We start from the raw sequence: 23,842 nt of genomic DNA, 5'->3' as shown, positions 1-23,842 counted from the left end.
CGGACCGCCACAAGCGGTCCGCAGCCCCTTCGGCATCCGCATCCGCGCTAGGAGCTCCTGATGATCGATGTCGCCACGCTCGTCGAGCAGGCCCGGGAGGGCCGGCCGCGGGCCGTCGCCCGGCTGATCACCCTGGTCGAGAACGCCGCCCCCCAGCTGCGGGAGGTGATGGCCGCGCTCGCGCCGTACACCGGTCAGGCCTACACGATCGGCCTGACCGGCTCGCCCGGGGTCGGCAAGTCCACCTCCACCTCGGCACTCGTCTCCGCCTACCGGCGGCTCGGCAAGCGGGTCGGGGTCCTGGCCGTCGACCCCTCCTCACCGTTCTCCGGCGGCGCGCTGCTCGGCGACCGGGTCCGGATGCAGGACCACGCCACCGACCCCGAGGTGTTCATCCGCTCGATGGCCACCCGCGGCCACCTCGGCGGACTCTCCTGGGCCGCGCCGCAGGCCCTGCGGGTGCTGGACGCGGCCGGCTGCGAGGTGATCCTGGTCGAGACCGTCGGCGTCGGCCAGTCCGAGGTCGAGATCGCCGCCCAGGCCGACACCACCGTGGTCCTGCTGGCCCCCGGGATGGGCGACGGCATCCAGGCCGCCAAGGCCGGGATCCTGGAGATCGGCGACGTCTTCGTGGTCAACAAGGCCGACCGGGACGGCGCCGACGCCACCGCGCGGGAACTCAACCACATGCTCGGCCTCGGCGAGGCCCGCGAGGCGGGGGACTGGCGGCCCCCGATCGTCAAGACCGTCGCGGCCCGCGGCGAAGGCGTGGACGAGGTCGTCGAGGCACTGGAGAAGCACCGCGCCTGGCTGGAGGAGCACGGCGAACTCGCCGTCCGCCGCCGCCGCCGTGCCGCCGAGGAGATCGAGGCCATCGCCCTCGCCGAACTGCGCGCCCGCATCGGAGACCTCCGCGGCGACCGCCACCTCGCCGCCCTCGCCGAACGCGTCGCCGCCGGCACCCTCGACCCCTACGGCGCCGCCGACGAACTCGTCGCCGGCCTCACGGCGAGCTGACGAGCCCCGTCGCTCCCCTCCGCAACCCTGCACAGGAAGTCGGACCCGCCGACTTCCTGTGCGGGAAGGGGAGCGCCGGCCCGGAGCGCCCACTGCCCCGCCGCGACGGGGTCGGGGCGGGGCAGTGGGCGTGGCCTGTGGGTCCTAGCCGCGGCCGCGGAGGCCGCGGAGGTGGTCGGCGATGGGGGCGAGGGCGTCGAACATGGCGTCGAGCTGCTCCGGGGTGAAGCGGTCGATGAAGTGGGCCCGGACGCTGCGCACGTGGTCGGGGGCGACGCGCTGCATGGTCTCCCAGCCCTGCTCGGTGAGGTGGGCGTAGAGGCCGCGGCGGTCGCCGGGGCACTCCTGGCGCAGGACGAGGCCGGCGTTCTCCATGCGGGTGATCTGGTGCGACAGCCGGCTCTTGGACTGCAGGGTGGCGGTCGCGAGGTCGGTCATCCGCATCCGGCGGTCCGGTGCCTCGGAGAGCACGACCAGGATCTCGTAGTCGTTGATGGCCAGGTTGTGCGGCTGGAGTTCGCGGCTGAGCTGGTACTCCAGCAGCTTGGCGACCTCCAGATGGGCGCGCCACATCCGCTGCTCCCTGGCGGTCAGCCAGGGAGTCTCCTCCTCGGGCTGCGACGGAGGGTTGTCCGCAGTGTTGATTGTGTGCGTATCCATGGGATCCAGCATAGCCGCTTTAGTTCAATCTTGTACAAGTTTACAGGCCGAAACGTCGGCCGAGGTCGCCCAGGTTACCCAGCCCCGGGATGTTGGGGTTCCCGCCGCCGTGGCCGCTCGTGCCCGGCTGGGACGGCACGCCGCCCATCGGCACGCCCGCCTCGGCGCCGACCACGCCGACCGACCGCTCCGCCATCAGCTTCTCGCTGGACTGCAGCAGCACCTGCCCGGCGCCGATGAACTCGAACTGGTGCTCCTCGCCGGAGGCGCCGCCGATGCCGGTGAGCCGGCGGATGCCGCCGATCAGCCCGTGCATGTAGTCGTGGTCGTAGTGGTGGCACGGCGCCGGGCAGTCAGCCCAGCCGACCAGTGCCTGCGGGTCCACCCGGATCGGCGGCTCCACGAAGTGCACCGGTCCGTTGGAGGCGGCGACGAAGCGGCCGGTGCCGATCAGGGTCAGGAAGCCCGGGATGATCGACTGCTTGAGCCGGAGCGTCGGGTCGAAGGCGAGCAGGTTGCCGGAGCGGACGGTCAGGTTGCCGTCCTCCAGGTCGTACGAATTGAGGTCGAACGCCCGGTCGGCCAGCAGCAGCTTGCCACGGCCCTGGGCGACCACCCAGTCCGACGCGTGCATCGGCGAGTTGAAGTGCTGCCCGAGCATCCGGTCGATCGCGCCGGCGCCGACGCCCTTGAAGCTGATGTCGCCGTAGTAGGCGACCATCTTCCCCTTCTGCAGGAAGTAGGACCCGTTCAGCTCAACCGAGAAGGCGTACGGGTTGACGTTGTCGTTGACCGGCAGGCTGTGGATGTCGTGCACCACCGGGCCGGTGCCGCCCTGGGCGGTCGGCAGCGGGGCGATCGGGCCGCCGAACTGCTCCTGGGCGTACGCCTGTTGGGGCGGCGGCGGGGGCGCCGGGTACTCGCCCTGCGGCGGGTAGCCGCCCTGCTGGGGATAGCCGCCCTGCTGGGGGTACCCGCCCTGCGACGGGTAGCCCGGCTGCGGGCCGTGGTTCGGCGGGGGCGGCGGGACGACGAAGCCGGGCTGGGTCGGCTGGTCGTGCGGCGACCCGTACGGGGGCTGCGGCGGGTAGGACATCAGAGCTTCTCCTCGCTCGCCTGGACGTACACCGCACCCTGCCCGGACAGCTCCAGCTGGAACGCCTCGCCCGAGCCGCGGCCGATCATGTCGCGCCAGCCGAGCGCGGTGGACAGTTTGTTGCGCACGTCGCCGCGGTGCGCCACGTACGCCTGCGGGTCGACGTGCACCTCCTGGCCCGGGACGATCGGCAGCTCGAAGACGCCGCCGTGGGCCATCACCGCGACCGAGCCGTTGCCCTCCAGCTTGGTGGTGAACAGGCCCTGCCCGGTGACCTGGCCGCGGACCATGCCCATCACCCCGCCCTGCGAGCCCATGAACATGGTGGACTGCCGCAGCGTGCCCTCGAAGGCGAGCAGCCGGTCCGCCTCCACGTACAGGGTGTCGCCGAACAGGTCGATCACGTGGACGTGGTGGCCGCCGTGGCCGAACATCACCCGGCCCTGGCCCTCGACGGTCATCAGCGGGGTGTCCTCGTTGGCCACCCGGCGCCCGATCATCGACATCACACCGCCCTGCCCGCCGGTGATGTTCGGCGTGAAGCGGACGTCGCCGCTGTACGCGAGCATCGCGCCGCGCTGGCTGAACAGCCGCTGCCCGGGGACCACCTGGGCCTCGACCATCTTTCCGTTGATCTTCGTGAAGGCCATCAGACGTCACCCCCGATGGTGATCTTCTCGGAGGGCTGGACGTAGACCAGGCCGTCGCCGGTGAACTCGACCTGGACGGCCTCGCCGCCGCCCTCGCCGATCACCGTCGTCCAGCCCGCGCCCGACTTCAGGCTGCGGTGCAGGTTGCCGGTGTGCGCCACGTACGCGCCCGGGTCGACGCGCAGCGGCATGCTCTTGTCGACCCGCAGGATGATGGCGGGCCCGTTGGAGGTGACGGCGGCCCAGCCGTGGCCCTCCACCTTGGTGGTGAACAGCCCGTTGCCGGAGGACATGCCGTTGAGGCCGGTGAAGCTGGTGCCGGTGTGCAGGGTGGACTCGGTGCAGAGCAGGTTGTCCGCCTCCACGTACAGCGCCTCGCCGTTCAGCCGGACCAGGTTGATCTCGGTGGCCTTGTCGGCGAAGTAGCAGGTGCCCTGGCCCTTCACCTCCATGACGGTCATCTTCTCGCCGGTCAGCCGACGGGCGACCATGCCGCGCAGGCCGTCCCCACCACCGGTCAGCTTCTTGAAGGTCATCTGCCCGGTGTAGGCGACCATGGAGCCGTGTCTGGCCTTGACGGCGTCCCCGCCCAAGTCGACGGCGAGCACGCGCGATCCCTGGAGTCTGAACTGTGCCACGGCCGCAATCTAGCCGCTGCGGCCGTGGCTCGGGGAGGGTGCGGTGCCCGACTGGTACGGGTCTGCGACAAACGCGCCGGTCAGGACCGGGCGTGCGCCCCGGGTCCGGGGCTCGGAACCGCGCCGGCCGCCTGCTCGACCTCCAGCAGCGAGGCCGAGTGGCGCTCCGCCTCGAAGGCCACCACGCCGCCGCGCAGCCCGAACAGGCGCTTGGAGAGCATGATCCAGAGGACCGCCGCGATGTTCAGCAGCAGGGTGCAGACCTTCAGCGCGCTGACGTGGTGGCTCAGCTCGTAGCCCTCCAGCGGGAGGAAGGCCGCGGTGGCGACCACCGTCAGGTACTCGGCCCAGCGCTTGTTCAGCCAGAGGCCCACCGCCTCGACGATCTCGATCACCGCGTAGGCCAGCAGCGCGCCCGCGACGATCAGCAGGGTGCTCTTCTTGAAGTCGAAGGTCTTGCGGATCGTCTCGACGATCGGGGCGTGTTCGAGGTCCCAGTGGAAGTGCTCGGTGACCGGCCGGAAGACCGTCAGGTTCTCGTCGAAGACCCGGTGCACCGCGTCCTGGCTGTTGGAGAACTTCCACACGGCCCAGGCGATCACGATGATCAGCAGACCGCGCAGCACCCGCTCGACGGCCAGGAAGCGCAGGATGAAGAGGTCCCGGAGCGCCTTGCCGCGCGGCACCAGCGGCGCGTCGGCGGCCGGGCCGGAGCCGTGCGGGGCGCCGAGCGCGAAGTCGCCGCAGCGCAGGCAGCGCCAGGCGTCGCCGAGGGCGGTGGCCGCGTGCAGCCGGGAGGCCAGCTCGGGCTCGGTCGGCGCGTAGGTGGTGTGGCCGCGCTTGGCGCAGGTCCTGCGGTCCCAGTCGCGCTTGAACATGTGGTGGCTACCCCCGTGACGTGTTGCGTCCGGCGCCCGGATCGGTGGGCGCGCGGGCAGCAGGATAGGGGTTCCCGGTGACGGGCGGTCGCGTTCGGCCGCGATCCGGCACACAGCTGTGACACCACGGGCGGGCGGCGCGGCGCGGGCGGTGCGGCGACGGTGCGGGCGGTGCGGCGACGGCGCGGCCGGGCACTGTGAGATCGGGCACGGAGCCCGCCCCCCGTCGGCAGCTCGGACATGTGCTCGGTGATAATGGGCGGAAGGCTTGTGAGTCGCTTCACAAGCGCGCCCGCGCCTCCGACCCCCGTATTGAGGTATCCCACGTGAACAGCAGCGCCGTCCACCGCCTGCGCCTGGTCTCCGGCCCCGAAGGGGTCTCGTTCATCCTGCTGCTGATCTGCTCGGTGCTGAAGCGGACCACCTCCTTCGACGCCGTCCCGGTGCTGGGCATGGTCCACGGGATCCTGTTCATCCTGTACGTGGTCTTCTGGATCCAGGCCTGGCAGGCGCAGAAGTGGGACGCCAAGCGCGGCATCCTGCTGTTCGTCCTCTCGGTGCTGCCCACCGGCGGCTTCTTCGCCGAGCGGATGCTCGGCCGCGAGGAGCGCGGCGAGCTGCAGCCCGCCACCGCCTGATCCGACGGTTCCCGTCCGCCGCGCGGACGGGCGACAGGCTGCCACGGCCTCCTCTCCCAAAGGGCCGCGGCAGCCTGTCGCCGTTTCTCACCGGGGGTGGCTCTCCTGCCGGGACGGCGCGTCGACGCCGGGGGACGGCTGGTTGACGCCGGGGACGGCTAGTTGACGTTGACGGCGCTCCATGCCGCCGCCACCGTCTTGTACTCGGTGCTGGTCGCGCCGTAGAGGTCGGTCGCGGCCTTCAGGGTCGCCGTGCGGGCGGCCTTGTAGTTGGTCGTGGAGGTCATGTAGACGGTCAGCGCGCGGTACCAGACGGCCGCCGCCTTGGTCCGGCCGATGCCGGTCACCGTCGAGCCGTTGGAGGTCGGGCTGTTGTAGCTGACCCCGTTGATCACCTTGGCGCCGCTGCCCTCGGAGAGCAGGTAGAAGAAGTGGTTGGCGACGCCGGAGGAGTAGTGGACGTCCTTGTTGCCGACCGTGGAGGACCAGTAGTCGGCCGAGGCGCCGTCCTTGGAGGGCTTGTCCATGTACCGCAGCGGGGTGCCGTTGCCGTTGATGTTGAGCTTCTCGCCGATCAGGTAGTCCGGCGGGTCGGCGGGCAGGTTGGCCGACCACTCGACCATGGTGCCGAAGATGTCCGAGGTGGCCTCGTTGAGGCCGCCGGACTCGCCCGAGTAGATCAGGCCGGCGGTGGCCGAGGTGACGCCGTGGCTCATCTCGTGGCCCGAGACGTCGATGGCGGTCAGCGGGTGGGTGTTGCCGGAGCCGTCGCCGTAGGTCATGCAGAAGCAGGAGTCGTCCCAGAACGCGTTGACGTAGTTGGTGCTGTAGTGGACGCGGCTCGCGGCGCCGACGCCGTTGTTCTTGATGCCGCTGCGGCCGAAGGTGTTCTTGTAGTAGTCCCAGGTGGCCGCCGCGCCGAACTGGGCGTCCACGGCGGCGGATTCGCGGTTGGACGGCGAGCCGTTGCCCCACGAGTTGGTGGTGTTGGTGAACAGCGTGCCGCTGCCGGAGGTGCCGCCCTTGAGGTCGGTGGTGGACTGGTTGCCCCGGGAGCCGTCCTTCAGCTGGTAGTTGGAGCCGCTCTGGGTGGTGGTCAGCGTGACGGTGCCGACGTTGACGCCCTTGCCGGTGCCGGTCGCGGTCTGCACGTGCTCCTGGCTGGAGAGCACCTGGCCGGTGGTGGCGTCGGTGACGACCTCCTGGCGGCTCGGGGTGCCGTCCGCCCGCTGGCCGGTGACCGTCGTGCGGTGGGCCAGCCGCGGGGCGCCGTCGGCCGCCCAGACGACCAGCTCGGTCGCGCCGGCGCCGTCGACCCGGCTGAGCGCGGCCTCGTCCTCGTCGGCGGCGATGCCGACCGTCGCGCGCACCGCGGCGGTGGCCCGTTCGGCGGCCTGGCCGGCGGCGAGGTCCGGGGTCAGGCTGGGCACGGACAGCCGGCCGGCGAAGGCCCGGTCGACCGAGCCCACGGTGCCGTCGGCCTTCTGGTGGACGACCAGGTCGCCGCCGATCACCGGCAGGCCGGCGTAGGTCCGCTCGTACCGGAGGTGGCGGGTGCCGTCCCGGTCCACCACCACGTCCTTGGGGACGAGCCGCTCCTGGTCGCCGAGGGCGAGGGCCCGCGCGACCGGGGCGCTCTGCCCGGCGGCGAAGGCGAGCAGCGAGGACTGCTGCTGCGCGGCGGAGGGGGCGGCGGCCTGGGCGGCGGGGACGACGGCGATCTGGACGACGCCGGCCAGCAGGGCGGTGGCGGAGAGTACGGCTCCGACAGTCAGCTTTCGCTTCACGGACGGGGGTTCCTTCCACGAGACCCGCGGGTGCATGCGGGTGCGCCGCGTACCGGGGCGCCGGGGGTGACGCCGTGGGGCGGTAGGGCGCGGACGTGCTGATCCCGTGCGGTTCCTGACGCTCCGCCGAGGGTGGGGGCGGCGGAGGTCGGACGGGGCTTGGTCAGAAGCATGACAATCGTTGGCAGGAATGGACAGGCCGCGTCCGGGGATTGGCCAGGAACCGCCAGTCCCGGTACGGATGGTTCGGCTGCCGCCGGATGCCCGGTACGGGCGGTTCGTCCCGCTGGCGGGACTCCGCCAGCCGGGCGGCCTTGACACCCCGGCGGCCCGAGCGGGCCCGGCCGGGTCCGGGCGGCCGGCGGGGGCCGCGTCCGGACGTGTGCGGACGTGGGCGGACGTGGGCGGACGCCCGGGGCCTACCCTCCGATGGGGCCCCGGGCGTCCGGTTCGACGGCGTCGTACGTCAGTTGACGTTGACGGCGGTCCAGGTCGCGGCGACCGCGTTGTACTCGGCGCTGTTGGCGCCGTACAGGTCGGTCGCGGCCTTCAGGGTCGCCGTGCGGGCGGCCTTGTAGTCGGTGGTGGAGGTCATGTAGACGGTCAGCGCCTTGTACCAGATCTGCGCGGCCTTGGCCCGGCCGATGCCGGCGAGGGTCGAGCCGTTGTAGGTCGGGCTGTTGTAGTTGACGCCGTTGATGGTCTTGGCGCCGCTGCCCTCGGCCAGCAGGTAGAAGAAGTGGTTGGCGACGCCGGAGGAGTAGTGCACGTCCAGGTTGCCGACGCCGGAGGACCAGTAGTCGGCCGAGGAGCCGTCCTTGGACGGCTGGTCCATGTAGCGCAGCGGGGTGCCGTCGCCGTTGATGTCGATCAGCTCGCCGATCAGGTAGTCCGGCTTGTCGGCGGGCAGGTTGGCGTAGAACTCGACCAGGGTGCCGAAGATGTCCGAGGTGGCCTCGTTGAGGCCGCCGGACTCGCCGGAGTAGTTCAGGCCGGCGGTGGCCGAGGTGACGCCGTGGCTCATCTCGTGGCCGGCCACGTCGAGTTCGGTCAGCGGGTGGGTGTTGCTGGTGCCGTCACCGTAGGTCATGCAGAAGCAGGAGTCGTCCCAGAACGCGTTGACGTAGTTGCGCCCGTAGTGGACCCGGCTCGCGGCGCCGACGCCGTTGTTCTTGATGCCGCTGCGGCCGAAGGTGTTCTTGTAGAAGTCCCAGGTGGCGGCCGCGCCGAACTGGGCGTCCACGGCGGCGGACTCCGCGTTGGAGGACAGGCCGTTGCCGAAGCTGTCGGTCGAGTTGGCGACCAGGGTGCCGGAGCCGGAGGTCCTGCCCTTCAGGGTGTAGGTGGCCTGGCCGCCGCGGCTCGCGTCCTTCAGCTGGTAGCTGGTGCCGCTCTGGGTGGTGGTCAGCGAAACGGTGCCGACGAAGACGCCCTTGCCGGTGCCGGTGGCGGTCTGCACCTCCTCGTGGGTGGAGAGCACCTGGCCGCTCGCCGCGTCGGTGACCAGCAGCTGACGGCTCGGGGTGCCGTCGGCGCGCTCGCCCTCGACGGTGGTGCGGTACGCCAGGCGCGGGCTGCCGTCGGTGGCCCAGACCACCAGCTCGGCCTTGCCGGTCTGGTGCACCGCCGTCAGCGGCGCCTCGTCCTTGTCGGCGGTGATGCCGACGGTGGACTGCACGGCGCCGGTGGCCTGGGCGGCGGCCTTGTCGGCGGGGATCTGCGGGGTGAGGCTCGGCAGGGCGATCGTCGCGCCGGTGGCCTTGTCCACGGAGGTGGTCGAGCCGTCCGCCTTCTGGTGCACCACGAGGTCGCCGCCGAGGACGGGGAGTCCGGCGAAGGTGCGCTCGTAACGGAAGTGACGGGTGCCGTCGGCGTCCACCACGGCGTCCTTGGCGACCAGCTGCTCCTGGCCGCCCAGGGCCAGGGCGTGCGCCACCTTGCCGGCCTGGCTGTTCGCCAGGGCGATCAGGTCGGCGGCCCGGGAGTGCGGGGCCGGGTCCGCGACGGCCACGGTGCTGACCTGGACGACGCCGGTGAGCAGGGCGGTGGCGGACAGAACGGCGACTGCGGCGAGCTTTCGCTTCACGGACGAGTCCCTTCGGGAAACCGCGTGGGTGCGGTCGCACCTCGTTCCGGGGGCCGGGGTCGGCACCTACAGGGGCGGAACGGGCGCTGTCGTACTGGGGCCCCGAGCGGTCGATCGGCCGGGCCACCGGGGTGGGGGTGGTGGAGGCCTTTCGGGGTTGGCCGAAAGCATGACAATCAAGCAAATCAAATGACAGGTCTTGCTCATGGATTGGCCAAGTCCCGCCAGGACGAAGCAATGTGAACGAACGGACAAATGGGGTGAACCGCCCGGCCTTTCAGCGGGTTACCGTCCGAACCGAGGCCTGGTACCGCGGCGTTCACGTGATCGGCGGTCAGCCCCGGTGCGCCGCCTGTTCGTTGCAACCCGTTCACACCGGTGCAATGTCCTGGTATGGACCTGGCCGTCCGATTGGCGGGATCCCGCCACGCGTCGCGCTTGTCCACCATCAGGACAGCTGGTAACACGCGCACCGTCCGCCGGTACGGTAAGGAGGTGGCCAAGCCCCTCGCTCTCGACTTCGACCCGATCGCCCGCGCCGACGAGCTGTGGACCCGCCGGTGGGGCGGCGTCCCCTCGATGGCGGCGATCACCTCGATCATGCGCGCCCACCAGATCCTGCTGTCCCGCGTGGACGCGGTGCTCAAGCCGTACGGGCTGACCTTCGCCCGCTACGAGGCGCTGGTGCTGCTGACCTTCAGCCGGACCGGTGAGCTCTCGCTCTCCAAGATCGGCGAGCGGCTCATGGTCCACCCGACCAGCGTGACCAACACCGTCGACCGCCTGGAGCGGGCCGGCCTGGTCGCCCGCCGCCCCAACCCGCTGGACGGCCGCGGCGTGCTGGCCGCGATCACCGGCCGCGGCCGCGAGGTGGTCGAGGAGGCCACCCGGGAGCTCATGGCGATGGACTTCGGGCTGGAGGAGTACGGCCCCGAGCAGTGCCGCCAGGTCTTCGAACTGCTCAAGCCGCTGCGGGTCGCGGCCGGCGACTTCGCCGAGCCGGACGAGGGGCCTGCGAAGGGGCGGGCGTGAGGGCGGCTACCCTCGTGGGAGCGGTGCGCGGATCCGGGCGTACCGCCCGAAACTGCCGAGCGAGGCGAGGAAGAGTATGAAGGCGACCCCCCTGCTGGGCTGGTACCGGGCCCTGGCCATCGCGACCGGTGTCGCACTGCTGGTGTTCTGCGGCTTCATGGTCGCGAAGTACGGCTTCGGCAAGGCCGAGGAGGTGACCACCTACGTCGCGATGCTGCACGGCTACCTGTACATCGGCTACTTCGTGGTGACCTTCCTGCTCGGCCAGAAGCTGAAGTGGCCGCTCGGCCGACTGGTGCTGACCCTGGCGGCGGGCTGCATCCCGTTCCTCTCCTTCGTCTTCGAGCGCAAGGTGGCCGGCGAGGCCGCCGCGAAGCTGACGGCGGGCGCCGACGCCCGCCAGCCGGCCGGCGTCTGAGCCGACCGGCCGTCCGAGGGCCCCTTCCCCGCCGCGGGGGAGGGGCCCTCGGCGTCTCCCGGTGCCGCTTCCCGCCCATGCCTCCCGCCCCTGCCTCCCGGCCCGCCACTCCCGGCCGCCTGCCATCGACAAGTACTAGGACGTCCGAGTAAATTAGTAGGACGTCCTAATAGCTGTGCCGCCCCGACGCCGTGGCGGCCGTACGGAGCGGAGTTCGGGGTCATGGACGCCGAGGAGATCGAGCGCGGACGGCAGCGCTGGCAGCAGCGGTACGACAAGGCCCGCAAGCGGGACGCGGACTTCACCACCCTCTCCGGCGACGAGGTCGAGCCGGTCTACGGCCCGCCCGCCGGGCAGCCCTACGAGGGCTTCGAGCGGATCGGCTGGCCGGGCGAGTACCCGTACACCCGCGGCCTGCACCCGACCGGCTACCGGGGCCGCACCTGGACCATCCGCCAGTTCGCCGGCTTCGGCAACGCGCAGCAGACCAACGAGCGCTACCGGATGATCCTGGACGCGGGCGGCGGCGGCCTCTCGGTCGCCTTCGACATGCCCACCCTGATGGGCTACGACTCCGACGACCCCAAGTCGCTCGGCGAGGTCGGCCACTGCGGCGTGGCCATCGACTCGGCGGCCGACATGGAGGTGCTGTTCAAGGGCATCCCGCTCGGCGAGGTCACCACCTCGATGACGATCAGCGGCCCGGCCGTCCCGATCTTCTGCATGTACCTGGTCGCCGCCGAGCGCCAGGGCGTCGACCCGGCCGTGCTCAACGGCACCCTGCAGACGGACATCTTCAAGGAGTACATCGCGCAGAAGGAGTGGCTCTTCGCCCCCGAGCCGCACCTGCGCCTGATCGGCGACCTGATGGCCTACTGCGCCGAGGGCATCCCCGCGTACAAGCCGCTGTCCGTCTCCGGCTACCACATCCGCGAGGCCGGGGCGACGGCCGCGCAGGAGCTGGCGTACACCCTCGCGGACGGCTTCGGCTACGTCGAGCTGGGCCTGTCCCGGGGGCTGGACGTGGACGTCTTCGCGCCCGGCCTGTCCTTCTTCTTCGACGCGCACCTGGACTTCTTCGAGGAGATCGCCAAGTTCCGCGCGGCGCGCCGGATCTGGGCCCGCTGGATGCGCGAGCGCTTCGGCGCCAAGACCGACAAGGCGCAGTGGCTGCGCTTCCACACCCAGACCGCCGGCGTCTCGCTCACCGCGCAGCAGCCGTACAACAACGTGGTCCGCACCGCCGTCGAGGCGCTGGCCGCGGTGCTCGGCGGTACCAACTCGCTGCACACCAACGCCCTGGACGAGACCCTGGCGCTGCCCTCCGAGCAGGCCGCCGAGATCGCCCTGCGCACCCAGCAGGTGCTGATGGAGGAGACCGGCGTCGCCAACGTGGCGGACCCGCTGGGCGGCTCCTGGTACGTCGAGGCGCTGACCGACCGGATCGAGCAGCAGGCCGAGGCGATCTTCCAGCGGATCCTGGACAAGGGCCGCGAGGACCACGAGATCGGCCCGATCACCTCCGGCATCCTGCGCGGCATCGAGGAGGGCTGGTTCACCGGCGAGATCGCCGAGGCGGCCTTCCAGTACCAGCAGTCGGTGGAGAAGGGCGACAAGCGCGTGGTCGGCGTCAACTGCCACCCGCGCAGCGTCACCCCGGAGCTGGAGATCCTGCGGGTCAGCCACGAGGTCGAGCGCGAGCAGGTCCGGGTGCTGGCGGCGCGGAAGGCGGCCCGGGACGAGGCGGCCGTCCGGGCCGGGCTGGACGCCATGCTGGCGGCGGCGCGCTCGGGCGAGTCGATGATCCCGCCGATGCTGGACGCGGTGCGCGCCGAGGCGACGCTCGGCGAGATCTGCAACGCGCTGCGGCAGGAGTGGGGGACGTACCAGGAGAACGCGGCGTTCTGAGCGCGCCGCCGGCCGCCCGTACGGGTTCCCGTACGGGCGGCTCCGTCGTGTCCGGGGCCGGTCAGCCGGTGGTGAGCGGCCCCAGCAGCAGGTCGGTGAAGCGGCGGGTCCACGCCGGGGTGATCGGTTCGCCGCTGACCAGGACGCGGTGCTCGACGGTGCCCGCGATGGTGTCGAAGATGATGTCGACCTCCTCGCGGGCCGAGTCGGCGTCGGTGTCCGGTTCGAGTTCGCCGCGCGCCTGGGCGGCCGTCCGGCCCTGGTGGACCAGCCGCTTCTGCGGGTCCACGATGGCCTCGCGGATCCGGCGGTGCAGCTGACGGTCGCGGATGCCCTCGGCGAACAGCGCGAGCAGCGCGGCCTGGGTCTCCGGACGGGCCAGCAGGTCGGCGAACTGGGCCACCACGGCCTCGATGTCGGCCCGCAGGCTGCCGAGGTCCGGCATCACCAGCTCGTCGAAGAGGGTGGCGACGGCGTCCACCACGAGCTCGTTCTTGGACGGCCAGCGGCGGTAGAGGGTGGTCTTGGCGACCCCGGCCCGGCTCGCCACGTGGCCCATGGTCAGCCCGCCCCAGCCGAGTTCGGCGAGGGCTTCGCGGGTCGCGTCGAGGATCGCGCGGTCGGCGGCGGCGCTGCGCGGGCGGCCCTTGGCCCGGGCGGCGACGGCCTCCGGGGCGGCGTCCGTGGCGTCCGGGGCGTCCGTGGCGTCCGGGGCGGCGTTCGCCGGGACCGCGCACGCCGGGCGGGTGCTCTCCGGGCTCGCGGGGGGCTGGGCGGCCGGCACCGGGCCTCCTTGCGCTTTACTGGTAAGTAACTTGGGTGGGGCTGGTAACGGTAGCGACTGTTCGCCGATTCGGGCAGCCGGGCCACCCGGGAAAGTGGGGCAGGTCACGTCCCCGAACCGCCGGATGGGCTTGCGGCCGGGGCACCGGGTCCAGTTACGCTACGACTCGTAGCGAAAGCAGTGACAACCAGGCGCCGCGACCCGTGGGACGGGAGCGGCGCGGACGCGGGTGGGGATCCGCGTCGAACGGTCCAGGCTACCGGGGGGCGGGTGCCGCGCCCGGGAACCCGCACCGCGCGGCCCGCGCGGAGCGACTTTCCCGAGGATGGTGCCCGCAAGCAGCGCGGACGGGGGAGGATGGTGCCATGCAGCCACGGAATTCGCGTCTCAACAGCTCCGCCCTGCGCGGTGCGGTCGACCTCGCCGCAGTGAAGGCGGCCGGCGAGGCCGCCCAGAAGGCCGAGCAGGCCCGGGCCGAGCGGGCCCGTCAGGCGGCCGCCGCCGAAGCGGACGGCTCCGCCCCCGCGCAGTCCGCCTACCAGCTCGTCATCGACGTCACCGAGGACACCTTCGAGACCGAGGTCGTCCAGCGCTCCACCGAGGTGCCGGTCGTCATCGACTTCTGGGCCGAGTGGTGCGGCCCCTGCAAGCAGCTCAGCCCGGTCCTGGAGGCCCTGGCCGAGGAGTACGCCGGCCGCTTCGTGCTCGCCAAGATCGACGTGGACTCCAACCAGCTGCTCGCCCAGCAGTTCGGCATCCAGGGCATCCCGGCCGTGATGGCCGTGGTGGCCGGCCAGCTGGTGCCGCTGTTCCAGGGGGCGGAGAGCGCCGCCAACATCCGCAAGGTGCTGGACCAGCTGATCCTGGTCGCCGAGCAGCGCTTCGGCGTGGCCGGCGGCGCGGGCGCCGCCCCGGGCGAGGCTCCGGCCGCCGCCCCGCAGCGCCCCGAGGACCCGGCGCTGGCCGCCGCGCACGACGCGCTGGACTCCGGAGACCTGGGCGGCGCCATCCAGGCGTACCGGAACGTGCTGACCGAGCAGCCGGGCAACACCGAGGCCAAGCTGGGCCTGGCCCAGGCCGAGCTGCTGCAGCGGGTCGAGGGCCTGGACCTGCAGGCCGTCCGGGCGGCGGCCGCGGCCGACCCCAAGAACGTCGAGGTCCAGCTGCGGGCGGCCGATCTGGACCTGGTCGGCGGTCACGTCGAGGACGCCTTCGGGCGCCTGGTGGACACCGTCGGGCGGACGGCCGGCGAGGACCGGGACACCGCCCGGCTGCGCCTGCTGGAGCTGTTCGAGGTGATCGGCCCGGAGGACCCGCGGGTCACCGCGGCCCGTACGGCGCTGGCGCGCGTGCTGTTCTGAGTCGGCGTCCGGGTCCGTCCCGGCGCGTTTCCGATTCGTTTCCGGCCCGGCCGGGGGTGCTTCGGAGTCGCTCCGGCGTTGCTGTCGGGCAGCCGACTGGCACGGCGGATGACCTGCGGTGTCGCCGGGTGATTTGGCGACAATCCGGTCAACCGGACAGAGGTTTACCAAATCTTGATTTCACCCGCGGGTGGTCACCAAGCGTGACCGCCCGCGGGTGTTTCCCTGGTGTTTCCGGCGGATTTCGCCGTCACGCTTCCTTCAAGGCGTCACGCACGGTGCCGGTCGCGTCCATTTCATGATCGACGCCACCGGATGTTGCATTACCCGTCAGTAAGGCACCCCTTGTGCTTCGCCCGGGATTCAAGCAGCATCGGCGTCGCCCGGTCCCAGACTCCACACCTCCGACAGCCCGTCGGCCACGCGGAGCGCGGGATCCCCACCGGGTGATCCGCCGGCCACGGTCGGCGGTAGGGAGGGCAGGGGGGTATCCGCGGTCCCACGGCGGTTCCTGTCCTTCGACCGGCCGCGCGGCCCTGCGCGGTCGCTGGTTGTCGCTCGGGGGTGATCGCCGATGTCGTCGGTCCTGCCCGCCGCCCCACAAGGTCGGCCGGTGCTTGGCCGGGAGGTCCGCTCTACGCGGGCCGCTCCCGCGTCCGACGACGCCCAAGGCGCTCTCCGCTACCGAGGACGTAGCTCTCTCCCATCCCAGGCCCCCACCGGTGCGGGACGCGCCGCCGGGGAGCCGGAGATGTACGTCCTAGAAGGAGGACTCGCATGTCCAAGACCTACGGCAAGACCCGCTGGAAGCGCTTCGCCCTGGTGATGGTGCCGAGCGTCGCGGCCACCGCGATGGTCGGCGTCTCGATCGCCAACAGCGCGCTCGCCGCCTCGTTCAGCATTTCCGGCCAGCAGTTCAAGGTCAGCACCGACGCGCTGCACGGCAGCAACTTCGCCCAGTTCGGCTCGGTCGACCTCGAGGCGAACGGCAAGCCGCACCCCGTCGCGGTGTCGGCCTTCGACCACGCCGAGATCACCAACCTGTGCCAGTCGGTGGTCACCGACCTGACCGCGTTCGGTCTGGGCAAGATCACCCTGCAGCTGCACGCCGGCACCGAGGCGGGCAAGCCCGTCCAGGCCGACAACCTGCTGATCGACCTGGAGCAGCTGAAGGCGGACGCGACCTTCACCGACATCAACATCGGTCAGGACGCCTCCACCCTCTCCGGTTCCGCCACCCAGGGCTGGACCCCGCACCCGGGCGTCACCAAGGCGGGCGGCGGCGCCGGCCTGCCGACCGGTGCGACCGGCTTCGCCCAGGCCGCCAAGAAGGCCGACCTGAGCGGCGTTCAGCAGACCGCCCGGGCCACCTCGGCCGGCACGTTCAAGCTGAACGGCCTGAACCTCGCGCTGAAGAGCGGCGACGGCGCGGGCAACGAGTGCTTCTGAGCCTCGCCTGACGGCCCGGCCGGTCGGCACGCCTGACGGCGCGCCGGACGGCCGGCCCGATCGACGGGTCCACCCGGGGCCGGGGGCGGCGGACCACCGCCACCCCCGGCCCACCCCCATTGTTCTTCCCTCGTAGCGACATCGAGGAGCTGCACCATGTCCAGCGCAACGGTCGAACCCCGGACCGCCCACCAGAACCCGATCGGGTGGCTCTGGCGGCACTTCCGTGATTTCCGGCGCACCAGGCCCTTCTGGGGCGGCCTGCTGGCCATGATCGCCGGCGTCCCGATCCTCTACTTCCCCTACGCGCACCTGTCGTTCGGTGGCCTGACCATCGCGATGTCCACCACCGCCGGGGCCGGCTCGCTGATCATCGGGGTGCTGATGATCATCCTCGGGATGACCGCCTGGTTCCAGCCCGCGGTGCGGGTCTTCGGCGGCATCGCCACCATCCTGCTGACCCTGGTCTCGATCCCGGTCTCCAACCTGGCGGGCTTCGGGCTGTCGCTGCTGCCCGGGCTGATCGGCGGCGGGCTGATGGTCTCCTGGGCGCCGCTGCCCGAGCCGAAGGCCGAGGCGACGGCCAAGCACGGACGCCGCCGGGGCAAGGGCGCGGCCGGCGCGACGGCGGGCAACGCCGTGGCGCAGAGCGTCGCGACCGAGCCGACGGCCGCCGCGGAGCCGGTCGCCGAGCCGGTCGCCGAGCCGGCCGTCGAGGCCGCGCCGGAAGCCGCCGCCGAGGCCCCGACCGCCAAGCTGCCCGCCCAGGGCGCGCCGCAGGAGCCGGCCGCCGAGGCCGCCACCGCCGAGCCCGCCGACCGGCCCGAGGTCCCGAAGCAGACCGGCGCCGCCGACCCGGAGGGGGCGCGGTGACCGGGCCGGCCGAGCAAGCCGACGGCACGACCGTCCCGGCGCAGCGCTCCGGCCGGCACGCGGCCCGGCGCACGCCCGTACGGGTCCGGCTGAGAGGCCGCGCGCTCGCGATGGCCGCGGTGCCGACCGCGCTGCTGATGGCCGCCGCCTACACGCCCAACCCGGCGATCGCCGAGTCCGCGGCGGGCAAGCCCTGCGGCAACGCGCCGGTCACCGTGCCGGACGTCGCGCCGATCGAGACGCCGGTCCCCAAGAGCGAGCTGCCCGAGCCGCCGCCCGCCCCGTCCGGCGGGCCGAGCACGGCCCCGACCCAGCCGCCGACCACCGGCGCCGGGGGAAGCCCCACCGGCGGCCCGACCACGGCGCCGACCGCGGCCCCCACCCACGCGCCGACCCAGTCGCCCTCCGCCACGCCGACCCAGCAGCCGACCTCGCCGGTCAAGCCCTCGTCCGCCGCGTCGCCCGCCGCCCAGCAGCCCGCCGCCCGGGCGGCGGCCACCACCACCGACGCGGCCACCACCACCGACGCGGCCACCACCCCCGCCGCCGCGGCCGCCCCCGGTACGGTCGCCCCCGGCGCGGCCCCGCAGGGCACCGGCAGCGGTGCGGGCCTGGCGACCCAGGCCGGGCTGATCGACGACATCGTCGGCGGCATCAACCACCTGCTGAACCCGACCGCGTCGCCGAGCCCGACCCAGACCCAGGCCCCCAAGCCCGGCCAGACCCCGGCGCCGCCGGCCACCACCCCGTCCGCCCCCGCCCCGAGGACCGGCGCGCCGGCCCAGCCCGCGCAGCCCGCCCAGCCCCAGGCTCCGGCGGCCGGCCAGGGCGCGGCGGCGCCCGCGGCCCAGCCGTCCGGCGCGCCCTCGCCCGCCGCGACGCCGAGCGGGAAGGCGAGCCCCAAGGCGACGCCCTCCGCGGGTGCCACCGGTACCGCCACGCCCTCCGCGGGCGCCTCCGGCTCGCCGTCCGCCTCGCCCACCGCCTCGCCCACCGCGAACCCCAACTGCGCCGTGGACACCCGGAGTCTGACCGCCGGCGCGGCGGCGCCCGGGCACGTCGTCCCGGAGCAGAACTGGACGCTGCTGACCAGTCGTCTGGCCCTGCACGGCGCGGTCTTCCACGGCGTCTACGACGTGAAGACCCCGACCGGCAGCAAGCGGGTGCTGAAGTTCGTGGTCGACAGCGTGGACATCGACAACCTCGACATGTCGACCCTGGAGGGCAATGGCGTGACCTTCCACGTCCAGGGCGCCAAGGGGTCCACCTCGACCATGCGCAACGGCCCGGTCACCATGTACGTCGAGCGGCTGTCCGGCCACCTCTCCAAGCTGCTCGGCCTGCCGATCCCGATCGACCTGGGCGAGATCACCCTCACCCCGGACACCCTGCCGCGCTGGCTGTACGACCTGATCGGCGCCATCCCGATCCCGCTGGACCTGGAGCTGACCGGCGTCACCGCCAAGCAGGCCGGTCAGTTCGGCGGCACCCTGCACATCCCGGGGATGCACCTGTTCAACGACGACGCGCCCTACAGCGACAAGTAGCGGACGCCGCAACGCCCGTGGGGCGGTCCTCCGGTTCCGGAGGACCGCCCCACGGGCGTTGGCGGGACGTCGGGGGACGTCAGGGCGTCACGGCCCGAGGCTCACGCGCCCCGGGTGCCCAGGTGGTGCACCTGCACCATGTTGGTGGTGCCGGGGATGCCGACCGGGACACCGGCGGTGACGATCACGGTGTCGCCCTCGCCGAGCCGGCCCATCCGCAGCAGCTCACGGTCGACCTGGGCGACCATGGCGTCGGTGGTGGCGACCTGCTCGGTCACGTACGCCTCGACGCCCCAGCTCAGCGAGAGCTGGTTGCGGGTCGCGGAGTCCGGGGTGAACGCGATCACCGGGATCGGCGAGCGGTAGCGGGAGAGCCGGCGCGCGGTGTCACCGGACTTGGTGAACGCGACCAGCGCCCTGCCGTCCAGGAAGTCGCCCAGCTCGCACGCGGCACGGGCGACCGAGCCGCCCTGGGTGCGCGGCTTGCGGCCCGGGTTGAGCGGCTGCAGGCCCTGGGAGACGAGCTCCTCCTCGGCCTTCTCGCAGATCCGGCTCATGGTGCGGACGGTCTCCACCGGGTACTTGCCGACGCTGGACTCGGCGGAGAGCATGACCGCGTCGGCGCCGTCCAGGATGGCGTTGGCGACGTCGGAGACCTCGGCGCGGGTCGGGCGCGAGGCGTGGATCATCGACTCCATCATCTGGGTGGCGACGATGACCGGCTTGGCGTTGCGGCGGGCCAGCGTGATCAGCTGCTTCTGGACCAGCGGCACCCGCTCCAGCGGGTACTCCACGGCGAGGTCGCCGCGGGCGACCATGATGGCGTCGAAGGCGAGGACGATCTCCTCCATGGCCTCGACGGCCTGCGGCTTCTCGATCTTGGCGATGACCGGCACCCGGATGCCGACCTCGTCCATGACCTCGTGGACGTCCTTGATGTCGTCCGCGTTCCGGACGAAGGACAGGGCGATCATGTCGACGCCCAGACGCAGCGCGAAGCGCAGGTCGTCCTTGTCCTTCTCGGACAGGGCGGGCACGTTCACGGCCGCGCCGGGCAGGTTGATGCCCTTGTTGTTCGAGAGCACGCCGCCCTCGACCACCACGGTCTTCACCCGCGGGCCGTCGACGCTGACGACCTCCAGGGCGATGACGCCGTCGTTGATCAGGATCGGGTCGCCGGGCTTCACGTCGCCGGGCAGGCCCTTGTAGGTGGTGCCGCAGATGTGCTGGTCACCGGGGACGTCTTCGGTGGTGATGGTGAACTCGTCACCGTTGTCGACGGTCACCGGACCGTTGGCGAAGGTCGCCAGACGGATCTTCGGACCCTGGAGGTCGGCCAGGACGCCGATGGCCTTGCCGGTGTCCTCCGAGACCTGGCGGACCTTGCGGTACCGCTCCTCGTGGTCCGCGTGGTTGCCGTGGCTCATGTTCAGTCGGGCGACGTTCATGCCCGCTTCGACGATGGCCTTCAGCTGTTCGTAGGAGTCCGTCGCCGGACCCAGGGTGCAGACAATTTTCGCTCGGCGCATATCGGTCAGTCTATCCGTTCGAGTTATCCGCGCATTCGGCGCGGACCTGGAGGAATCGCCGACGGAACGTTCCGAGGAGCGAGACGATTCGGTGTCATTCCCCGGACCGGCCGGGTTCCCGGTGCACCAGCGCGAAGGCCTGCCGGGCGATCTCCAGCTCCTCGTCGGTGGGCACCACCGCGACCGCCACCCGGGCGTACGCGGGCGAGATGATCCGGGCCTCGCCGGAGCGCACCGAGTTCAGCTCCGGGTCGACGGCGATGCCCAGCTCGTCCAGCCCCGCCGTGGCCGCCGCGCGCACCGGCGCGGCGTTCTCCCCGACCCCCGCCGTGAAAGCGATCGCGTCCACCCGGCCGAGCACCGCGTAGTAGCCGCCGATGTACTTGCGCAGCCGGTGCACGTACGCGTCGAAGGCGAGCCGGGCGTCCGCGTCGCCCTCGTCCGCGCGGCGCATGATCTCGCGCATGTCGTTCTCGCCGCACAGCCCGCGCAGGCCGCTGCGGCGGTTGAGCAGGTCGTCGATCTCGTCGATCGACAGACCGCCCACCCGGTGCAGGTGGAACACCACGCCGGCGTCGATGTCGCCCGAGCGGGTGCCCATGACCAGGCCCTCCAGCGGGGTCAGGCCCATCGAGGTGTCCACGCAGCGGCCGCCGCTGACGGCCGAGGCCGAGGCGCCGTTGCCCAGGTGCAGCACGATCACGTTGACCTCGGCCGGGTCCTTGCCGAGCAGCCGGGCGGTGGCCCGCGAGACGTACTGGTGCGAGGTGCCGTGGAAGCCGTAGCGGCGCACCCGGTGCTCGTCGGCGACGTCCTTGTCGATCGCGTACCGGGCCGCGGCCTCGGGCATCGTGGCGTGGAAGGCGGTGTCGAAGACGGCCACCTGGGGGAGGTCGGGGCGCAGCGCCCGCGCCACCTCGATCCCGGTGATGTTGGCCGGGTTGTGCAGCGGGGCGACCGGGATCAGCCGGCGGACCTCCTTGAGCACCTCGTCGGTGATCACGGTCGGCGCGGTGAACCGCTTGCCGCCGTGCACCACCCGGTGGCCGATCGCGGCCAGCTCGGGGGAGTCCAGCCCCAGGCCGTCGGCGGCCAGCTCCTCGGCGACGGCCTTCAGCGCGGCCGAGTGGTCGGGGAAGGCCTGCGGCGCCTCGCGCCGCTCGCCCGCGCGGGGGGTGTGCACCAGCCGGCCGCCGGCCTCGCCGATCCGCTCGACCAGCCCGGAGGCCAGCCGGGTGCCGTCCAGCATGTCGATCAGCTGGTACTTCACCGACGAGGAGCCGGCGTTCAGCACCAGAACCCGCGTTCCTTCAGTCATGCCTTCGGCTCCTTGCGGTCCTGCGTGCGGTCCTGGGACTGGATGGCGGTGATCGCGACGGTGTTGACGATGTCCTCCACCAGCGCCCCGCGCGAGAGGTCGTTGACGGGCTTGCGCAGCCCCTGCAGCACCGGGCCGACCGCGATCGCGCCGGCCGAGCGCTGGACGGCCTTGTAGGTGTTGTTGCCGGTGTTGAGGTCCGGGAAGATCAGCACGGTGGCCCGCCCGGCCACCGGCGAGCCGGGCAGCTTGGTGGCCGCGACGTGCTCGTCCACCGCCGCGTCGTACTGGATCGGGCCCTCGACCAGGAGGTCCGGGCGCAGCTCGCGGACGATCTCGGTCGCCTTGCGCACCTTGTCGACGTCCTTGCCCGAGCCGGAGGTGCCGGTCGAGTACGAGAGCATCGCGACCCGCGGCTCCACCCCGAACTGGGCGGCGGTGGCGGCGGACTGGATGGCGATGTCGGCCAGCTGCTGGGCGTCCGGGTCGGGGTTGACCGCGCAGTCGCCGTACACCAGCACCTTGTCGGCCAGGCACATGAAGAAGACCGAGGAGACGATCGCGGCGCCCGGCGAGGTCTTGATCACCTCGAAGGCGGGCCGGATGGTGGCCGCGGTGGAGTGCACCGCACCGGACACCATGCCGTCTGCGATGCCCTCCTGGACCATCAGGGTGCCGAAGTAGGAGACGTCGGTGACCACGTCGAGGGCGAGCTCGACCGTCATCCCCTTGTGGGCCCGCAGCTTCGCGTACAGCTCGGCGAACTGGCGGCGCAGCGGGCTGGTGCTCGGGTCGACGATCCGGACCCGGGCGCGGTCGGCGCCCGGCTCTCCCCCGGCCCGGGGGCCGGGAGGCGTCCCCGCTTCCGGGAGCTCGATGCCGAGTGCGGCGGCCTTGCGGCGCACCGCGTCCGGCTCGCCGAGCAGGGTGAGGTCGCAGATGTTGCGGCGCAGCAGGATCTCGGCCGCGCGCAGCACCCGGTCCTCGGTGCCCTCGGGCAGGACGACGTGCCGGCGGCCGGCCCGGGCGCGCTCCAGCAGCTCGTGCTCGAACATCATCGGGGTCACCCGCTCGGACCGGCCGACCTCGATCCGGTTGGTCAACTCGGCGGTGTCGACGTGTAGTTCGAACAGGCCGAGGGCGATCTCGGCCTTCCGCGGGCTGGCCGCGGTGAGCTTGCCCTCCAGGTGGGTCAGGGTGGCGGCGGTCGGCCAGCTGCCCTCGGGGACGACCGCGACCGGGGTGCCGGGGGCGAGCCGGGCGGCCAGCGCCAGCACGTTCGGGCCGGGGTGCTGGCCGAGCGTCAGCAGGACCCCGGCGATCGGCGGGGCGCCGGCGGCGTGCGCGGCGAGCGAGCCGATCACCAGGTCGGCGCGGTCCCCGGGGGTGACGACCAGCGCGCCCTCGGTCAGCGCGTCCAGGAAGGTCGGCAGCATGGCGCCGCCGAAGACGTAGCCGCGCACGTCCCGGGCCAGGCCGGCCGCGTCCCCGAGCAGCACCTCGGCGCCGGTCGCCTCGACCAGCTGGGCGACGGTCGGCGCGGCCAGGGCCGGCTCCTCCGGGATGACGTAGGCGGGGATCGGCAGCTTCTCGGTGAGCGCGCGCTGGATCCGCTGCTTGCCGGCCGGGGCGACCCGGTTGGCGATCACCGCCAGGGTCTCGCAGCCGAGGTCGGTGTACGCCCGGTGGGCGTTGCGCACCTCGGCGATCACGGCGTCCGGGTCCTCGGCGTGCCCGCCGATCACCGGCAGCACGGCGGCGCCGAACTCGTTGGCCAGCCGGGCGTTGAAGGCGAGCTCGTCCGGGATGTTGGTGTCGGCGAAGTCGGTGCCGAGCACCAGCACCGCCTGGCAGCGCCGTTCCATCGCGCGGAAGCGGTCGACCAGCACGGAGACCAGTTCGTCCTGCCCCCGGGCGGCCTGCAGCGCGGCGGCCTCCTCGTAGGTGAGCCCGTACAACTCGGTGCCCGGTTGGTCGATCCGGTAGCGGCCGCGCAGCAGCTCGACGACGTGGTCCGAGCCCGGCTGCCCGGGTGCGGCGGCGTGCACCAGCGGGCGGAAGACCCCGACCCGGTCCACCTGGCGGGTGAGCAGTTCCATGACCCCGAGTTCGACCGCCTGGCGGCCGTCCCCCCGGTCGATACCGGTCACGTACACGCTGCGCGCCACGCGGA

At 72.4% G+C, this 23,842-nt stretch carries 20 protein-coding genes; 9 read left to right on the top strand and 11 right to left on the bottom strand.

What is annotated here, in order from left to right; translation table 11 throughout:
- Positions 1 to 60: 60 nt before the first annotated feature.
- Positions 61 to 1,017, top strand: a complete 957-nt coding sequence (gene meaB / locus ACIRD3_RS28175; RefSeq protein WP_402222080.1) for a methylmalonyl Co-A mutase-associated GTPase MeaB — start codon at positions 61 to 63, stop codon at positions 1,015 to 1,017.
- 144 nt (positions 1,018 to 1,161) lie between these two features.
- Here the strand turns inward: meaB and ACIRD3_RS28170 are convergent, their stop codons facing one another.
- The 5 genes from ACIRD3_RS28170 to ACIRD3_RS28150 form a co-directional block, all read right to left on the bottom strand.
- Positions 1,162 to 1,677 carry a MarR family winged helix-turn-helix transcriptional regulator gene (locus ACIRD3_RS28170; RefSeq protein ID WP_402222078.1) on the bottom strand — a complete coding sequence of 172 codons (516 nt, stop codon included), beginning with the start codon at positions 1,675 to 1,677 and terminating at the stop codon, positions 1,162 to 1,164.
- A 40-nt stretch (positions 1,678 to 1,717) separates the two neighbouring features.
- Positions 1,718 to 2,527 (bottom strand): AIM24 family protein, encoded by an 810-nt coding sequence (locus ACIRD3_RS28165; protein ID WP_402222262.1) that lies wholly within the window; start codon positions 2,525 to 2,527, stop codon positions 1,718 to 1,720.
- 245 nt (positions 2,528 to 2,772) lie between these two features.
- Positions 2,773 to 3,423, bottom strand: coding sequence for an AIM24 family protein (locus ACIRD3_RS28160; RefSeq protein ID WP_402222075.1), 651 nt, complete (start codon positions 3,421 to 3,423; stop codon positions 2,773 to 2,775).
- Complete coding sequence (locus tag ACIRD3_RS28155; protein ID WP_402222072.1) at positions 3,423 to 4,061, bottom strand: AIM24 family protein; 639 nt, start codon at positions 4,059 to 4,061, stop codon at positions 3,423 to 3,425. The genes ACIRD3_RS28160 and ACIRD3_RS28155 overlap by 1 nt, the downstream gene beginning before the upstream one ends.
- 80 nt (positions 4,062 to 4,141) lie before the next feature.
- On the bottom strand, positions 4,142 to 4,939 hold the full coding sequence (locus ACIRD3_RS28150; protein WP_402222069.1) for a DUF2127 domain-containing protein: 798 nt from the start codon (positions 4,937 to 4,939) through the stop codon (positions 4,142 to 4,144).
- A gap of 326 nt (positions 4,940 to 5,265) precedes the next feature.
- Here ACIRD3_RS28150 and ACIRD3_RS28145 point away from each other — a divergent pair, with 326 nt between their 5' ends.
- Positions 5,266 to 5,577 carry a DUF3817 domain-containing protein gene (locus tag ACIRD3_RS28145; protein ID WP_402222066.1) on the top strand — a complete coding sequence of 104 codons (312 nt, stop codon included), beginning with the start codon at positions 5,266 to 5,268 and terminating at the stop codon, positions 5,575 to 5,577.
- A gap of 158 nt (positions 5,578 to 5,735) precedes the next feature.
- Here the strand turns inward: ACIRD3_RS28145 and ACIRD3_RS28140 are convergent, their stop codons facing one another.
- Both ACIRD3_RS28140 and ACIRD3_RS28135 read right to left on the bottom strand, forming a co-directional pair.
- On the bottom strand, positions 5,736 to 7,400 hold the full coding sequence (locus ACIRD3_RS28140) for a M4 family metallopeptidase (RefSeq protein ID WP_402222063.1): 1,665 nt from the start codon (positions 7,398 to 7,400) through the stop codon (positions 5,736 to 5,738).
- Positions 7,401 to 7,830: 430 nt separating this feature from the next.
- Positions 7,831 to 9,450 carry a M4 family metallopeptidase gene (locus tag ACIRD3_RS28135; RefSeq protein WP_402222060.1) on the bottom strand — a complete coding sequence of 540 codons (1,620 nt, stop codon included), beginning with the start codon at positions 9,448 to 9,450 and terminating at the stop codon, positions 7,831 to 7,833.
- Between the two features lie 495 nt (positions 9,451 to 9,945).
- Between ACIRD3_RS28135 and ACIRD3_RS28130 the strand changes: the two genes are divergently transcribed.
- The 3 genes from ACIRD3_RS28130 (at position 9,946) to ACIRD3_RS28120 (ending at position 12,808) form a co-directional block, all read left to right on the top strand.
- Positions 9,946 to 10,482 carry a MarR family winged helix-turn-helix transcriptional regulator gene (locus ACIRD3_RS28130; protein WP_402222057.1) on the top strand — a complete coding sequence of 179 codons (537 nt, stop codon included), beginning with the start codon at positions 9,946 to 9,948 and terminating at the stop codon, positions 10,480 to 10,482.
- 76 nt (positions 10,483 to 10,558) lie between these two features.
- Positions 10,559 to 10,900, top strand: coding sequence for a DUF3817 domain-containing protein (locus ACIRD3_RS28125; RefSeq protein WP_402222054.1), 342 nt, complete (start codon positions 10,559 to 10,561; stop codon positions 10,898 to 10,900).
- 222 nt (positions 10,901 to 11,122) lie between these two features.
- Positions 11,123 to 12,808 (top strand): methylmalonyl-CoA mutase, encoded by a 1,686-nt coding sequence (locus ACIRD3_RS28120; RefSeq protein WP_402222051.1) that lies wholly within the window; start codon positions 11,123 to 11,125, stop codon positions 12,806 to 12,808.
- A gap of 61 nt (positions 12,809 to 12,869) precedes the next feature.
- Here the strand turns inward: ACIRD3_RS28120 and ACIRD3_RS28115 are convergent, their stop codons facing one another.
- A complete protein-coding gene (locus ACIRD3_RS28115) occupies positions 12,870 to 13,421 on the bottom strand; it encodes a TetR/AcrR family transcriptional regulator (RefSeq protein ID WP_402222259.1) in 552 nt (183 codons plus the stop codon).
- 536 nt (positions 13,422 to 13,957) lie between these two features.
- Between ACIRD3_RS28115 and ACIRD3_RS28110 the strand changes: the two genes are divergently transcribed.
- From ACIRD3_RS28110 to ACIRD3_RS28095, 4 genes are all read left to right on the top strand, one after another.
- Entirely contained in the window at positions 13,958 to 14,953 is a 996-nt protein-coding gene (locus ACIRD3_RS28110) for a tetratricopeptide repeat protein (RefSeq protein ID WP_402222048.1), read from the top strand.
- 777 nt (positions 14,954 to 15,730) lie between these two features.
- Positions 15,731 to 16,402, top strand: a complete 672-nt coding sequence (locus ACIRD3_RS28105) for a DUF6230 family protein (RefSeq protein WP_402222045.1) — start codon at positions 15,731 to 15,733, stop codon at positions 16,400 to 16,402.
- A 156-nt stretch (positions 16,403 to 16,558) separates the two neighbouring features.
- The gene (locus tag ACIRD3_RS28100) at positions 16,559 to 17,275 is read left to right on the top strand and encodes a DUF6114 domain-containing protein (protein ID WP_402222042.1); all 717 of its coding nucleotides are present in this window, start codon (positions 16,559 to 16,561) and stop codon (positions 17,273 to 17,275) included.
- Positions 17,272 to 18,822: a hypothetical protein gene (locus ACIRD3_RS28095; RefSeq protein ID WP_402222040.1), complete on the top strand. Its 1,551-nt coding sequence runs from the start codon at positions 17,272 to 17,274 to the stop codon at positions 18,820 to 18,822. The genes ACIRD3_RS28100 and ACIRD3_RS28095 overlap by 4 nt, the downstream gene beginning before the upstream one ends.
- Before the next feature lie 101 nt (positions 18,823 to 18,923).
- On the opposite strand, the gene pyk is transcribed toward ACIRD3_RS28095, so the two are convergent.
- The 3 genes from pyk to pta form a co-directional block, all read right to left on the bottom strand.
- Positions 18,924 to 20,351: a pyruvate kinase gene (gene pyk / locus ACIRD3_RS28090; protein WP_402222037.1), complete on the bottom strand. Its 1,428-nt coding sequence runs from the start codon at positions 20,349 to 20,351 to the stop codon at positions 18,924 to 18,926.
- Positions 20,352 to 20,445: 94 nt separating this feature from the next.
- Positions 20,446 to 21,669: an acetate kinase gene (locus ACIRD3_RS28085; protein ID WP_402222034.1), complete on the bottom strand. Its 1,224-nt coding sequence runs from the start codon at positions 21,667 to 21,669 to the stop codon at positions 20,446 to 20,448.
- Positions 21,666 to 23,837: a phosphate acetyltransferase gene (gene pta, locus ACIRD3_RS28080; protein ID WP_402222031.1), complete on the bottom strand. Its 2,172-nt coding sequence runs from the start codon at positions 23,835 to 23,837 to the stop codon at positions 21,666 to 21,668. The genes ACIRD3_RS28085 and pta overlap by 4 nt, the downstream gene beginning before the upstream one ends.
- Positions 23,838 to 23,842: the final 5 nt, after the last annotated feature.

Source organism: Kitasatospora sp. NPDC093550, from assembly GCF_044764985.1.
Taxonomy (GTDB): Bacteria; Actinomycetota; Actinomycetes; order Streptomycetales; family Streptomycetaceae; genus Kitasatospora.
The sequence above is the reverse complement of the archived record's forward strand: the minus strand, read 5'-3'. Positions and strand labels throughout refer to the sequence as shown.